This window comes from Acinetobacter sp. TSRC1-2, assembly GCF_049895885.1.
Classification (GTDB): domain Bacteria; phylum Pseudomonadota; class Gammaproteobacteria; order Pseudomonadales; family Moraxellaceae; genus Acinetobacter.
The window spans coordinates 82328-98120 of sequence record NZ_JAFCTF010000012.1 but is presented as its reverse complement, the minus strand read 5'-3'; the positions used below and the strand labels follow the sequence as shown (position 1 = coordinate 98120).

General features: G+C 36.9%; 9 protein-coding genes, 4 pseudogenes and 1 riboswitch. Of the genes and pseudogenes, 4 read left to right on the top strand and 9 right to left on the bottom strand.

The features are described from left to right. Positions 1–68: 68 nt before the first annotated feature. Both ACP69Y_RS12830 and ACP69Y_RS12825 read right to left on the bottom strand, forming a co-directional pair. Entirely contained in the window at positions 69–707 is a 639-nt protein-coding gene (locus ACP69Y_RS12830; protein ID WP_425918754.1) for a DUF4116 domain-containing protein, read from the bottom strand. After that, complete coding sequence (locus ACP69Y_RS12825) at positions 698–874, bottom strand: hypothetical protein (protein WP_425918753.1); 177 nt, start codon at positions 872–874, stop codon at positions 698–700. The genes ACP69Y_RS12830 and ACP69Y_RS12825 overlap by 10 nt, the downstream gene beginning before the upstream one ends. 458 nt (positions 875–1332) lie before the next feature. On the opposite strand from ACP69Y_RS12825, the pseudogene ACP69Y_RS12820 reads away from it, so the two are divergent. After that, a pseudogene (locus ACP69Y_RS12820) lies at positions 1333–1574 on the top strand (conjugal transfer protein TraD); the annotation flags it as partial. A gap of 44 nt (positions 1575–1618) precedes the next feature. Beyond that, positions 1619–1949: pseudogene (locus ACP69Y_RS12815) on the top strand (IS3 family transposase); the annotation flags it as partial. Positions 1950–1975: 26 nt separating this feature from the next. On the opposite strand, the gene ACP69Y_RS12810 reads toward ACP69Y_RS12815, so the two are convergent. Further along, positions 1976–3277 (bottom strand): carbohydrate porin, encoded by a 1302-nt coding sequence (locus ACP69Y_RS12810; RefSeq protein WP_425918751.1) that lies wholly within the window; start codon positions 3275–3277, stop codon positions 1976–1978. Positions 3278–3489: 212 nt separating this feature from the next. Between ACP69Y_RS12810 and ACP69Y_RS12805 the strand changes: the two genes are divergently transcribed. Beyond that, a complete protein-coding gene (locus ACP69Y_RS12805; RefSeq protein WP_425918750.1) occupies positions 3490–5892 on the top strand; it encodes a membrane-bound PQQ-dependent dehydrogenase, glucose/quinate/shikimate family in 2403 nt (800 codons plus the stop codon). 71 nt (positions 5893–5963) lie between these two features. Here the strand turns inward: ACP69Y_RS12805 and ACP69Y_RS12800 are convergent. The 5 genes and pseudogenes from ACP69Y_RS12800 to ACP69Y_RS12780 form a co-directional block, all read right to left on the bottom strand. After that, positions 5964–6624 (bottom strand): annotated as a pseudogene (locus ACP69Y_RS12800) (ISNCY family transposase); the annotation flags it as partial. Positions 6625–6997: 373 nt separating this feature from the next. Further along, positions 6998–7435, bottom strand: a complete 438-nt coding sequence (locus ACP69Y_RS12795; RefSeq protein WP_425918749.1) for a Csu type fimbrial protein — start codon at positions 7433–7435, stop codon at positions 6998–7000. Between the two features lie 36 nt (positions 7436–7471). Next, the gene (locus tag ACP69Y_RS12790) at positions 7472–10270 is read right to left on the bottom strand and encodes a fimbria/pilus outer membrane usher protein (RefSeq protein ID WP_425918748.1); all 2799 of its coding nucleotides are present in this window, start codon (positions 10268–10270) and stop codon (positions 7472–7474) included. Positions 10271–10274: 4 nt separating this feature from the next. Continuing rightward, positions 10275–11009: a fimbrial biogenesis chaperone gene (locus ACP69Y_RS12785; protein WP_425918747.1), complete on the bottom strand. Its 735-nt coding sequence runs from the start codon at positions 11007–11009 to the stop codon at positions 10275–10277. 11 nt (positions 11010–11020) lie between these two features. Next, complete coding sequence (locus ACP69Y_RS12780; RefSeq protein WP_425918746.1) at positions 11021–11518, bottom strand: Csu type fimbrial protein; 498 nt, start codon at positions 11516–11518, stop codon at positions 11021–11023. Between the two features lie 133 nt (positions 11519–11651). Next, positions 11652–11737: riboswitch (cyclic di-GMP riboswitch) on the bottom strand. A gap of 1293 nt (positions 11738–13030) precedes the next feature. Between ACP69Y_RS12780 and ACP69Y_RS12775 the strand changes: the two genes are divergently transcribed. Continuing rightward, positions 13031–13399 (top strand): response regulator, encoded by a 369-nt coding sequence (locus ACP69Y_RS12775; protein ID WP_425918745.1) that lies wholly within the window; start codon positions 13031–13033, stop codon positions 13397–13399. 76 nt (positions 13400–13475) lie between these two features. Here the strand turns inward: ACP69Y_RS12775 and ACP69Y_RS12770 are convergent. Beyond that, a pseudogene (locus ACP69Y_RS12770) lies at positions 13476–13653 on the bottom strand (IS5/IS1182 family transposase); the annotation flags it as partial. Positions 13654–15793: the final 2140 nt, after the last annotated feature.

Here is a 15793-nt window from a genome sequence, read left to right as displayed (position 1 = left end):
AAAAATCCAAATAGATATAACTTTTATCTGAATAATCATGTGATAAAAAATGAATAACAGGCATGCCGTTAAGTCTGATCCTTCAACTTAAAATATTGCTCAATCACTTTGGACGTTCTGAATTTTTTCTGAATCAAGTGATAGGCATCACTTGATTGTGATAATGCGAATAAACATATTTTTTCTGATGGATCGGCCAGGTAGCGAATAGCTTCATAATCCAAGGAAATTGCAAACTTAGCCAATGCTTCTGAAGGATTCTGAATATATTTAAGAGCCATCGGATTATACTTGCCTGCGGCATGCATCAAACTATCCGTATGCTGTTTTAAGTATTTGATGACCAAGGCATTGCGTTTAATGGCTTCCAGCCAGATCTGTTCTGAACAATTTTTTAAAAACTGAATCGTATGTGGCTTTCGACGTACCGCTAGTAAACATAAAGCTGATGATGGATTGTCAATATATCGAATGGCTGACGGATTCGAGCGGATTGCAAGCTCGCACACCTCAGCACTTGGATAGTGAATATCCTGCAGTGCCAGACCATCACTCTCTACTGCTTTTAGGCAGAGTTCATCGGTCTGGTTTTTTACATATTTTATCGCTTGCGGATGAGTGGTAATGGCTTGTAAACAAATCTGGGGGTTTTGCGCTTTGATGTATTTTAAAGCATAACCATTTTGCTTCACTGCAGTCAGACACATCTGCTCATCTGGCAGATCAATATACTGAATGGTGCACTGAGTGGAATACCCATGGTATTTCCAGCTGATGCTTGTAGTGCTGCTCCAAGCTCCAATGCCAAAACCTGCCCCGATAAAAATAATGCAATAGATAACGCCGTTGTGCGTTTAACCGTTTTTAAAAACATAGCTGACTCCATTTAGCTGTTTACGTTTTTATAATTAATGGCTAAACAGTACGGGATGCCTATGTCGGTGCATAGAAGCTTATTCTTAAAACAGATATGCTTAATTTAGATAACACTTCAGTCAAATATAAGAAACCAATTAATATTAAACGATATATTCACTTTCGGTATGACAGAAACTATAAAAGGGAGTTCAATGGGTGAACAACTCTATAAATATTTAAATTACAATAGTATTTTGCTTTCCTGAAATTATATAAGCTGATAAAAAACATAGTAAGTTTGATTCTTAGACAAAAAAGTTTCTACGCTGCGTCACTAGCAATCAACCTATAAGTACAATGATGAATAGTGATTTTCTAAGCGGTCTATGGCAATAAACTTCTGTGATGAATGAAGAATGGCTGAATAAGAAATGTTTAAAATGGACCGCAATGATGCGCTGAATGTTATCTTGAGTAATCAAAGCTGAAAAAGCTATGGATCCTACCAACAAATAAAAAACCTTGGTGCGTAAATTACTGAATGAGAAAAAAGAGGCGGAACGTAGAGCGCGGACCAAATACCTGATTCAACTGGGGGCCTGGTTTGAAATTGCGGAATTGGGTCAAGCTAATCCTTCGAACCTTTTAATTGTCCGGTTAAAACAGCTGATATCGCGCAGGATGATCCAAAATGGGAAAGCTTGGGGGAGATATAGGTTAAACCTGTTTAAACTAGCGTAAAATGCAAAATGGCCCTATGAAACATCCAAAGAACACAGTTCTGACTCGCTCTCACCCAGCTAGCCCATACATTCGTTATAAATGGGAGCTATTTCTTAGGCCTTATAATCTTGAAAGCAGTAGGAATATAGACGCGGCAATTGTCATGATGAAGCTGTTGCTGAGAGTTTATTTGAGTTTTTAAAAGGAAAGGATGAGGACGATAAATATGCATCAAGAACTGAAGCAGGGTCTAATATCTTTGAATATATTAAGATGTTTTATCATTCAAAACACAGGCATGATTCCAATGGTCAGCGTTCTCCATTAAATTATGCAAAGCCCATCAAAAGATGCTTATCTGGGTCTAGAATTTTTTGGGGGATAGTCAGTCCAATTAGAAATTAAGACGCATGGTTAAGCCCGCAACCCACGCGTCATCTACTTGTTTTACCCCACCCGGCTGGTGAATATACTGAATATTAGGGCGAAACATCACAGCAGATGACCAATTGTAAGTGTAGTTTAGTTCAACATTAACTTCATCATATTGAATGGGTTGATATACGCTATTGCTATAATCAGCAACTGTTAGACCATTTGACTCATTTTTTAAATTTTGTGCATCACGTACACGATTATTCACATCAAAACGTGCAACGCCTAAGCCAATAGAGTCATTTGGACGAAATGGACTTTTGTACCAAAAAGAAATTTGTTGCGTTGATTCAACTTGAGACGTTTGTTTGTCATTCCAGACAAAATTCCCAGCTGCAAATAAACCACGTTTGCTATTACCTGCATGTGATGTCAATTGTTGCTGGCTATTGATCCAAAAACTATGCTTTTCATCATGCTCTTTATTGTTTTTAACATCTTTAATATCAACATTGGCATAATAACCACCAATTTTGTATTCGCCTGCTAAACCATTGAGTTTAGGTTTCCAGGCTAACTCAACAGGAATAATTGCACCTTCGGTTTCATCCATGCTGAGATTAAAGCCGCCATTTTCCAAAAGGTTTTCTGGGTTAATTTCATAAATACCGGTTGCAATAGACCAATCTGAAGCAAACTGATATTTCACATTCGCGCCCCAACCCGACACTGGGCTGTTGTACCAAATACTGCCATTACTTTTACCAATTTGGTTACCACAAAGGAGTAAGTTTTGGAACTCACATTGAGCGCCATTAAAATCCTCATTGAGTCCCATACGACCTACTTTAAATTGCAGGTTATTTTCCATAAAGCCTTTTTTAATCCAAGCTTGAGTCAGACGCCATTTTTGCCCACGCCCATAGGTTTCTTGCGTATTACTAAATTGGCCAGCACGCGGGTCTGCAATACGTTCGGCAGACAGGGATTGACCATCACGTTTGGTAATTTGCACACTGGCTTCAGTATCTTTCCAGCCAGACAGCTTTTCTAAATCGAAAGTTGTGCCTAAAGTGAGAGTATAAGCATGTAAGGTAGTATTATCATGATTATAGCCACCATCAATATTAGATGCGCTTTCCGTGATTATAGAAGTAATTAATTTATACCCTTGGTCTTTAAGCTGTTGACGTTGACCATTCCAATCGCCTAATAGCCATTGACGATCTTGAGACCCTGCCTGATTGGCCGCCATAGTTAAGTGACAGAATAATAGGCTGCTACTAAACAAGGTGATTTTGAAATAAGTTGAGAGAACCATCGTGCTTATCCTTTTTTAAAGAATGCATTCTTAATGATTTGTTAAACCTTCCTAAATGAATTGCAAGGTCGATCAAGGTTTGAGATTAATTTTATTTGAATACACTTCGCGACCATTAGTCTCAATTATTTATTCATTCTCCGTTTCGGACTGAGTTTTTTACTTTAAAAGAGGTTAATATTTAACCAATATATAATAAAAAGGAATCCAGTATGCTAAATAAAATTACGAGTATTGTAATAGCTTTACTGGCAATCGCTTTGTTGTACATGGGTGGAAAATTACTCATGGTTGGAGGCAGCTTAGCCTACTTCCTCATTGCACTGGTTTTACTGGCAACAGCGATCTTACTTTTTCTTCAAAAAAAAATTGTCCTGACAGTTTATGCTTTCCTGATGTGGGCAATTCTGATTTGGATTGTTACTGAAGTTGGACTAGATAAATGGCAATGGATCCCACGTGGGGCATTATTTGCTCTCATCGGATTCTGGTTGGCTCTGCCATTTGTGGTTAAGCCTTTATATAAAGCAGCTTCCTCGACTCCTGAATCGGAGAACCGAAAGTTTCATCCCTTTTTAGGTGGAACTGTAGGGGTTATAATTTTAATGGTAGTAGGTATTCTTTTTTACGATCCAGTTCGTGAAAAAGGAAATATTGAAAATACAGCAGAAGCGACTGATGCAGCTGTTGCTGCCCAAGACTGGGCAGCATATGGCGGTAATTCTGATGCTTTACGCTATTCAAAATTAGCTCAAATTAATTCTAAAAATGTAAAAAATCTTGAAGCTGTCTGGGAATATCATACCGGGGATCTACGTGATCCTAAAATTGATGCGTCTGAATATACCTTTGAAGCCACACCGCTAAAAGTAAATGATACGCTTTACTTGTGTACCGGTAATAATCAAGTTCATGCCTTAGTACCTGAAACAGGTCAGTTGAAATGGAAATATATCCCTCAACGGGAAGGTTCGTATTTGCAGCAACATCAAACCTGCCGTGGAGTGAGTTATTTCGATGTTAATGCTGTAAAAACATCTGCAAATAATGTACCCCCTGCTGCAGCTACACCGCAAGAATGCAGTAAACGTATTATTACCACCACGGCAACTGATCCAAAACTGATCGCCTTAGATGCAGATACAGGTAAATTATGTTCATCTTTTGGTGACAATGGCGAAGTCGATTTGACTAAAAACATGGGGGAAATTTTACCGCATGTTTATATGCAAACGGCAGTTCCTCTTGTAGCCAATAATCTGATTATTATTGGCGGATCAGTAATGGATAATGGTTACAATTCTGGTAATCCATCTGGTGTAATCCGTGCTTATGATGCGGTCACGGGTCAATTGGTATGGAATTTTGATCCTGCAAATCCAGAGTTAACCCAGCCACTTGCAGAGGGTCAGCAATACCCCTACGACACACCAGTGGCTTGGTCTACATTTACGGCTGATATTAAAAATGGTTTAGTCTATATTCCCTTCGGTAATGCTTCACCCGATTTATTAGGCCTTGATCGTGATCCGGCAAGCAATTCTGAAAAGTTCCGCGATGCTCTAGTCGCACTTGACTTAAATACGGGTAAGTTGAAATGGAGTTTCCAAACCTCATATCACGACTTATGGGATCGTGATAATCCTACACAACCGTCATTATTGGATATTGATTACAAAAGACAAAAATCACCTGCAATTATTCTACCGACTAAAGTGGGCAACATCTTTGTTCTCAACCGTTTAACAGGTAAGCCTGTCTATCCGATTGAACAAGTCAAAGTATCTACTCAAGGTGACATTGGTGAAAATTATGCACCGACTCAACCTAAATCAAGCTTGAACTTTATGCCTGAAATGTTGACTGAAGCTTCAATGTGGGGAATTACCCCGTTTGACCAGATTCAATGTCGTATCGAATTCAATAAAAATCGTTATGATGGTAACCCGTGGACACCTTCTACCGAAAAAGGCTCGATTATCTTCCCCGGTAACATTGGTGTATTTAACTGGGGTTCGGTTTCTATTGACCCAGAGCGTCAAATTTTAATTGGTTCTCCTGTGCGTTTAGCTTATCTGTATAAGTTAATTAAACGTACCCCGGAAACTGAAGAAAAACGTTTATTTACCCAGGAAAACACCCCTTATTGGAATGAAAACTTTGAAGGTCATTACGCCACTCAAATTAAACAGTTTGCATCTAATTTAGGTATTCCCTGTATCGCTCCACCTTGGGGGCGTTTAGCAGCGGTGAATCTTAAAACAGGTAAAACTGAATGGGTACGTCGCATAGGCAACACTAAAAACTTGAAAACGACTTTTTTGCCAGGCCGGTTCCCGATTGGATTCAACATGGGGATGTTGGCTCATGGAGGCACCTTAACCACCAAAGGTGGCATTGTGTTCCAAGCAGCGACTGCAGATAATTTTTTCCGTGCTTATGACATTAATACTGGCGAAAAGCTATGGGAAACTGAACTTCCTGCAGGTGGACAAGCAACTCCAGCGACTTTCATTGGTAAAGATAAAGCTCAATACGTCGTTCTTTCTGCTGGTGGTCATGGCTCATTAGGAACTCAATTGGGGGATAGTGTCATTGCTTATAAAGTCAAATAATTGGAGGATTGCTATAAAGGATTAACTTTATAGTCATCATATAAAGTCATAATGTTCTCTCCTAGGTAAAATAAATAAAAATTTTCTAGAAGAGTAGCAGCGGCCCATTTCAGATACATCTCCTTAATCAGGCGATCCTGAAGGGTTCTGTTGACACGTTCCATACGACCCTACGCCTGTGGTGAGTTGGCAAAGATAATATCGATATTCAAATTATTTAGAATCCGCCCAAATTGCGTGATCTGGCTGTCTTGCCTGGATTTCTGATTGACTCTGAATACCGAATGTTTGTCGCTATAAAAGGCCAGAGGCTTGCCGTATTATTCAATGTAAGCTTGGGTTGAAAGCATATAGTCAAGGTCGTTTCAGCTTCACAAAAGCGCAGACGAAACAGCTTTCCAGTGGCATCGTCGATATAAATCAGCAAGCAGCATTTGCCAGATCGTCCTTCAAACCAGGCATGATATGAGCCATCAATCTGGATCAGTTCACCGAAGCAATCACAGTTATAACGTGGATAATATGGGCTTTGCATACGTTTGGATCGTGGAGGAAGCCACAATCATCCAGCAACGTAGGGTTTCCACTGAAAGATCAAATCCATGCACAGTGTTGAGCTTTTCATGCGCTAAAGTTGGTCCAAAACCATGGAATTGCTCAGCGATCAGGGGGCAAGCACTGCAATCTGAGTTGTTCGGATAACTGGGAATTACTCAATTGACCACCACCGGCAATAGGCACGGGTTCACCGGACGCCTACACTTTTATGCACGGCCTGCACCTATAAATAACTTAAACCTCATATATATGTCATTAGAAACTTATAAAAAAATAAAATAGTTCAAAGATAAAGAAATCTGAAAAATATAATGTGTTTTTTAAGTATAATCTTGATTTTATTAAGTGCTCTAATAACTGAACGCTCAACAAACAAGATTGAGAGCATTATCATTATCGAGGTATTGGAAGATATTTATTTGATTTGCTCTTTTCAACGAGACAGCCATTTCTAGAAATATGATGATCTATCAAAGTATTAATAATATTACGTTTTTGAAAAATAAAAATTTTATTAGAATCTAATTAAATACTTATCTCTGGTTATTCAATATTCTAATGTAATGATGATGGTATCACTATAACTTCCTACAGATACATTTTGTCTTGCTGGAATACGGCCGTAAATAGAATATTCAGCAGTAGTTTTACCTTGGATAATACTCCCTGAACCCCCATCTCCCCATATTAAATTACGTGCAGTATCTGTATAAAGATTATAAATTAAGTAGTTATCCCCATTGATCAGTCTTCGCTCATTAAAACTACCATATCCTTCACTGAGCTTTAGAGTATAGGAAGTGCTTGTATTACAATTAATAGTAATTGTTCCAACGCTGTCATTAGAAGTCGTCTCAAATACATCATAACTACCAAAAACCACTCCACTAGAAGAAGCAGTACAATTGGCAAAAGCAGAATACGGTGCATATAGAGTAATAAAGATTATTGTGTAAGAAACATACTGGGTCAGCTTAACAATCATAGTTCGACTTCTTATATTACTTTTAACAGCAAAATATTAAAAAGAGTGGCTGTAACATACTATCTCACTGGGTTCAGATATGAGTGCATGACTATCTGAGACATTCAGAATAAATTTACAAGATTGATCTTTCCATGTGGCTTTTAAGTGATTTACTTGTTTTAAGTCAGTAAGAAAAACCTCTCCTCGCATACCCACAGGAAAATGCTCATTTTTTTCATTGGTCACTATGGCACCTACTGGTAAAGGACTCCCATCCTCCCAAACCAGACTAAAAAATGCTTCACGGGTAGAAGTAACCGGAAAGTTCAGCATCACCCCACTACGGTAGTAAGGATACACATCCATGTCCAAACTTTTAATTTTTGCATCCATAGGTAAGTCTGACTGTTCTATTCTAATTTGATTGCGTTCATAAGGTCTCAGTCTCGGAATGAGCGCCTCCCCCTTACTATTGGTTCTCGTAACTTCCTGATTTTCTGCATAAATACGGACATTAGCAAAGTCAGGTATTTTTATTATGGCAAAACTGTTATCGATGTACCGGCTAGGCAACAAAGTACCTCCAATTAAGGCCGCGCCACCTCTTACATTCGCACGAACTCCAGTTTGTCCGTTTAGGTGTGAAGCTTCAAGTTGATAAGTAGTGTAATCATTCTGATAGCTGAGAGAACCTTGTTGCTGTTTACTCTCTCCCATACCGACGCGTAGGTTATAGCCATATCCGGTGCCTACCGGCAGACTCCGTTGTACTTGAATAAAACTCTCATTTCGATCCCTCATATGGGTCGCACCTAAATTCAGATTCGTGCGAGTACGGGTACTCAAAGGAAGTGTTATAGCGGCACGCAGAGTTGTATCAGACTTATCTAGAAAATGAATTGCTGAAAGTTGCATAAAACCGATATCTAGAACCCTAAAATTATAACCTACAGTAAAAAAATCGATTTTATTCTCATCGCTATATTGCTGGCTGGTATAATTCACATTAAGAGAACCTGAACCCAAGCCTTTTATACTGGCATAGACTCTACTCTGGTCAGCGGGTAAAGACTGTCCATCAATCATCCCTAAGCGCACAAAATCTGTACTGGCGATCTTTTTATCTAAACCAAAACTGAAAATATTTCCCTGACGCTGTAATTCTAGACTGAAAAATTCACCTCGCCGATCATCTTTATAACTGGCGGCAGCAGCTAGAGAAAGCATTCCACCCCAGGGCAATACGGAATATGTTCCTAATCCTAACAATCCTTGTTCGGAAAGAGCTTGAGCATGTGTTTGTAAGGTAAACCGATTACTCAATCCTCTACGCCAAGTAGCTGCCGCCATCATACGGCCATAGTCATTGCTCGAACGACCATAATTTTCTCGAATGGCCCCAAACTCGAGTGAATACTCATTTAACCCCACACGCAACAATTGCTGACTGGAATAAAAATCTTGTGTAATAATCTTTTCACGGCCCAATATATCCCGTACAACTAATTTAGCCTGCCCGTCGCCTGTAACAGTGGGAATCTCGTCAATGCTGAAAGGACCCGGGGGTATTTCCCGCTGTAGACGCAATGCATTATTAATATAGAGGTCGACTGTAGAAGGCAAAGCCGCTTCACCTGCCATACTCATCAGTGGAAGAGTTACAAATTCAGGTTGAGTACTATAATTACTTCCCCACTGCAATCCTCCAAAACGCACTCCACCACTCCAACCTGTACCTCGACTATAAGTATCACCTAAAGTTAAGGTATGCATTTTATTTGGATCATCTTTGCGCCAATAGCTATCCAAACGTATCCATTCAGGAGAGTTAGCCACCTGATTATATTGTGCTAGAAAGTTTGTTGACCCACTACCCCACTCATTAAAAGCGACCACTTCAAATAACCCACTACTACGGACTTCCTGATCGCTACTATTTTGTATCATCGAAAGATCATAATTAAAAAATACGCCTCTGGATGAAGGGGTAAGTATTGTTTTTTTCTGCTGCAATCCATTTAAGGTGTTAGCTTTGAATAGTTTTGTGGGTGCCTGAATATCCATAGTCAGACGACGTAAGTCTATCTCTGTCTGGATACCTAGATCTTTAAGATAATAAAAATGCTCACCTTGATAATCTAAAGCTCCACTTGCAGGTAATAGTAATTGCCAAGCAGTTAAATCTCGCTCTGACAATAAAATATCTCCATTACCATCTCGCAAAGTGAATAGTGTATTACGTTGCACCTGGTTGTTTAACATAGTTTCCAACCAAAGTTCTTCAAATTCGCGTGGAGTCGTCTGCTCTAATTCTGCGTCTTTAAAAGAAGGTTTGATTGGCAAAACTGACCCAGCTGGGTTTTCTAAAGAGTGAGTGAGTTTTTCATTTATTAATAGTCCATTTTCTGTTTCAATATGGGGAGACAGGTCGACTACTAATTGATGCTTGCTACTGTCTGGGGACTGAAATTTAAATACTTTCGCTGTTATTTTTTTATTTAATATAAGTTGCAAACGAAATACATTATGAACTGTTTGAATTTCTATATTCCGAATTAAAGCATGGGGATATGAGATTGCTTTAGCCAAGGCTTCGGCTATGTTATTTTCATTAACATCCTTTAATTCAATGATTACCTGATCGGTATTCATATCAGAAAGGACTTGAAACTCAATATCGCGATCAGTTTCCAAAAGTAGTCGGTACTTATCCGATAATTTTTCATAATGAACAGCATGGATCGTAGCCGCTCCCTCTGAACTATTCGCCAAAACAAGAGGAGACGCTATTAAAATGGAAGAACTTAAGCTATAAAGCAAAAGGCCCTTCCATATCTTTATTTGCACTGGCATTGTGCTATTCCAACCGCAACTCGCTAGTGACAGTTTTACCTTGGTTTTTAATTACTAACGTCACAGTTACACCAGATAGATGAGCCATCTTAGAAGCGATAGACCACTCTCGTTGACTTCCGGGGAGAATATAAAAATTACCCTTTTGAACCAGCTCCTGACCATTTGGCAATTTCAGACGTAACTCTGTCACTTTAGCATGACCATTACCTTGGTTGTCAGCATTGAGAATAAGATCACCAGTATGACTTTGACGAATTTTCCATTTTAAATCAGCATTTGTTCGGACTTGCGCCGGTTCTACAAAAACGGGTAAGCCCACTCTCATCACTACCCTTAATCCCTGGAAATTATCAGGAATAGCGGGAGGAATTTCTTGCAAGAACAACCGGTAACTTAATTCCTGTTTTAAGTCTACTGGTCTACGCAAGCCCACTCGAATGACTTGGGTTTCCCCAGGAGAAATAGTAAAAATAGGCGGAGAAACCAGAAGATCACGAGTGACTACCTGATGAATATCCTTCCCATCTTGCTGACGCCAATCCATCAACTCAGCTTGTACGGCCGTCGGTTCATTTCCACTATTGTGAACCTTTAATGACACTACTTTTTTATCAGCCGAAAGGTTGACTATTATAGGACTGACACTAAAACCTGCAGCCAAGCTGAAATTAGCGAGAAAAAGAAAAGGTAATGAGAAAAAAATTGCCAGACCGTGAGATACGGTCCGGCATTTCATACTGCTTTTCATTAGAAGTTAATGGTAGCAGTTACAGTATCAGTATATGAACCAGCCGGTACATTCTGACCACCATTGATACGCGCATATACAGTTTCAGATTGTGCTAAACCAGTACCTGTAATAGATAATGAATCTAAAGCACTCCCCCATGGAACTACGCGGCTATTATCTTTATACAATTGATATGTCAGAAAATTAGTTCCATTCTTAAGTTTACGATCGTTATCACCTGTATCTAAATCAATTGTTGCACCTGTTCCCTTAGTGCAAACCACATTGATAGTACTTGTTACATCTAAGTTGTTGGTTTTGTTGGCAACAACATAGTCATATCCAGAAGCACTTAACGGAGCTGCATTTATCGTACAATTCGCTATAACTTCTGCAGTCATATCTAGACTAGCAATAGCTGTACCCGCTTGAGCAGATACTCCCCAACCCGCAGCCAAAGCTACAGTAGAAACAAGAGCAATTTTATTAAACAACTTGGCATTAGAAGTCTTCATGATGAACCTCGTAATTATGATAATAAGAGTTTTTTAGTTACGCTAAAATTAGCATGACCTAAGACTTTTTTGCTTGCCAAGGCGACATAACTCAAGAGAGAAAGAATATCCATCTTAAAAATTACGAAAGACGCGTGGTAACCCCTCGACCATAGGAATAAATCCTTTAGGCAGGTGGCTTTGCGTCCCCGCTTTTCAACGGGTTTGCCTTTTGCAGCATAATATGTACTTTAAGTAAATAAACAAATTAGTGTTTATACTTTATCAAAATATATGCGTATTGTTTTAATTTGTAAATAGCGTGCTACAAATGTCCACGCTTACATTATATAGCTATCATTACTCAGAATGGCATTATTAGTTTCTTTAACATTACAATTTTTACCTTAAATCAAATACTTAATAATATTAAACTTTTTTATACTCAAAATTATCCTATCAAAAATAACCCCTTAAATAAAATTATTTTATTTAAATTTTCATATAAATACCCTAAAAATGAATCAGAATTAAAAAACTCCATTCTATTTATTACATTTAGGTTAAGTTTTAGATATATTATAAAATTGTAAATTATCTCCTTATTGTTCTTAAACTTATAATTGAATCATTACTCTGAATTTAATTATATTTAAGTATTTATAATAAAATTATTAAAGACGGTTTATTCTGCATAAAATGCTTACTTAATGATCTAATTTGCTCCATTTAAGCACAACATTAATTAAGTTTAAGACCAGATAATTGTTAATTATTTTTATTAAGTGCAATCAAGTAGTCTGACATAATATGTATATAAACTATTTAAAAAATTTCAACTCATATAAGTTATTAATTTAATTTAGTAATCAACATCAATTCATCCATTTTTCATGAATAATACTCAATATTATTGCTTATTAAACATGCAACATGGTGATTAAAAAATGAACATTACAGTGATTTGTATTTTAATTTTGAAATATTTTGCCAATGAAAATACTTCTATTTTATATATTATAAAAATCAGAAACTAGCTGTAGTTTCTTCATGCCTCCCAAGGCGCTTTAATTTTTACCACACTCTCCAGTGTGGTTTTTTTTGCTTACACTCATACTAAAATAAAAAAAATTAAATATAAACAACATCCTATTAATTAAAAATTTAGTAAATTTAATTATTTAAATTCATAATAATTGACTCGAAATTTTTTCACTAAGCATTCTAAAATAAAATTTCAAAGAGATATGTCTTGAGGTAATTTTACTTGATTTATCTTAAAAATTAATGACGAGTAAAAAATACTGATTCTTAAAAATTAAAAATTAAATAGTTATTGAAACTACAAGTGAATATATGTTAAGAATATTTATATATTGTAATTAAGCATTTTAAGACACTTACTCTTATATTCAAAAAATGGGCAGGTTAATTAAAATGAACATTTAATAACCAAATTCTTAATAAAATTAAGTTATTAAATACAAATTAAAATCTATATAGCAGCATAAGTTAATTTTCATGGGGGAAATTATGCAACGTATTCTTATAGTCGATGACTCACCAACAGAAGTATTCTATTTTAAAGAAATTTTAATCAAGTATGGGTTTGACGTTATTGAAGCGCTGAATGCTACTGATGGCATTAGACTAGCACAAAGCGAGTTACCAGATCTCGTGCTTATGGATATAGTAATGCCAGGAGTAAATGGTTTTCAAGCTACGCGTCAAATTGCTCAGAATCCAACGACAAAACACATTCCTATTGTGATTATCAGTACAAAAGATCAGGAAACTGATCGGGTCTGGGGAAAACGACAAGGAGCTATTGATTATTTAACGAAACCTATCGAAGAAAAAAATTTAATTAATGTGATTAATACTTACATAAAAGCCGAATAATTTTTATAGTAAATCATCAATTTATTGAATGGCTTTGTTACATAAAGATTTAAAAGCTAACTTTTCTCTAAGTGGATTAAATTAAAGTCACAACTTGAGTATGAGGTCTACCTAATTCGGTGAATCTATTGAGCACCACTATACGTGCATAGATTTTATTATCTGAGTTTGGAAGCTCCTTATATTCAATTTGTCCCATAGTAATTTAATATAATACATCTTTTTTCTATTAACCATCGTCGGTAATATCCCGATAGTGTGTACTAAATTAAATAGACACCTATTTATGGACTTAAAGATAATCTGGATTGCCCCACTCTCCTCTCCTAGACAAATATCGTCTATTCTTTTGCATACGAGAAACCATTATGAGTGGATAACGATATAGCTCAGTTATTCGATTGTTAAAATTCTGAAGCTGACCGATTATATTGTATTGAAACTACTACTAAGATTCATGTCGATTGTGTCTGTATTTAGAGTTTTACTGATAGAAGTGGCCGTACTTCTCAACACCTTTCCTTCAATTGATTGGAGCTAAGGTATTGCAAGGTTTCGAGCCCTATCAAGTTTTTTCAAAAATTTAAAATTTTTATATTAGAGCTAGTTAAGAATTAACGTGACTTAATAATTCGGGTACAGAGATAAACCATTGCTGAAAAACTTGAATCAATTTTATCACTTAGTATTCTAATTCTTTTGAACTCTTATAACTTACAAAATTAACTCTTCAAACAGGTGCCTCCATTTGTATATTTGATGATTTATTTCCCGTTATACTTTCCTGTTTGATTTTCGTGGAATTATAGCTTTGACCTCACCTTTATCAAGCTTTTTCAATACCTCTTGCGCATCAAATTCTTTGTCTGCTAAGTGCATCGAAATCTATTTTAAGTAATGCGCAGAGTTTGATGTCAAATTGACATATAACGGAATCTGTCAATTATTGGCAAGCAGTTGCATACATCCAGAAACTGAAATCATTAAATACTTAAAACGTGATCTCGCTAATATTGCCTTAGGCAGTAAAGATAACCATACATGCAATAAGGTTATTTAAAGAACGGAACAAGGTTCTGTTCAATTGATTCCGGTATTTGTTTTGCCCCAATGTGGCTACACCCCGATGGCATCACACGTACTACATGCTGGAAACGGGATCCTCAAGGCGGTTCCCCTGTATGCGCCTCTGTAATTAAATAAACTGCTGAGGTGAGTTCAGTCTCAGAGATATTTCGTTAAGTACTCAAGCAACACATACCCATGTATGAAACCTTGCTTTCGCATATAGACTGCATCTATATGAATTCTGAAATTATTGAAAATAGTACAGTATGCATCAGCAACATTTGTCAGCAATTAAACGAGCTCTAAGATGGATAAACGATTTAAGGCTTTAAGCCCAATTGAACAGATCCAAAGACGTCAACAGGAGGTGGAGTATTGAGCAACATCCAGAGTAGAAATCCATAAGGGCGCTAAGTTTTTGCGTACCGAGCTCCATCTAACTTTGCAAGAGAGGGCGAAGATTACAGAGATCGCCTTCCAGGCTTTACAGAAGTTAGAACAGAAAGATTGAAACCCTCCCCTGCTATTTATATCGAAAGTTTTGGTTTGACTTTATCTGTCAAATGCAATTTGTAGTTCGTTTAAATAAAATTGATTAATACTTAGGCTATTTAATATAAATTGAAGGACTGAAGCTGTCATGACATTATTTTTAATACTACTAAATTTGGCTTAGAAGGTAGCTGCTGACCATGTATAGAACCCATCCATTGCTATAGCTTCTACAGTGAGGGCTAGCAAATTTGGTAGATTCAGAGGATATAAATGGATTTATCACTACTCAATTTTTTGGCATTGCTCATCGGAACTTCTGGTTCGCCACTACTCTCTTGTATAAGATTCAAGTTGAAGCATTTGACAGAACTGAACCAAAGTTAAAATTAGGGATTACTTCTTCTGTATGATCACTGATGAGAGATTTATGCAGCTTCTAATGGTCTAGACGATGTAGATGTATCCAAGGGATGAACCGCTAAAGATATTTTTATGATCAATATAAATCTCCTCCACTACTCTTGATATGCTCAACCTATCTACTCCAGAGGAAATATACAAAATGAAAAAAACGTTTGGGTTTTACTCTTAAATTAATATGTTGTTTAGAATTTAATGAATGCAGTGCAAAAGGCTAAAAATTTAGTGTGAAGTGGACCTATCTCAATGATTGAAGTTAGATAACTTAAGGGTATTAAAAGTCTCAAAGTTAAATTAGTCAATTTTCCATTTTATAAGGCTAGTCGTTTAAAAGACTGCTCTTAAACTGAAAGAACTTTAGTGAATGCAGTATTGAATTTGATCCTAAAATAGAACACTTTAAAAACTCTT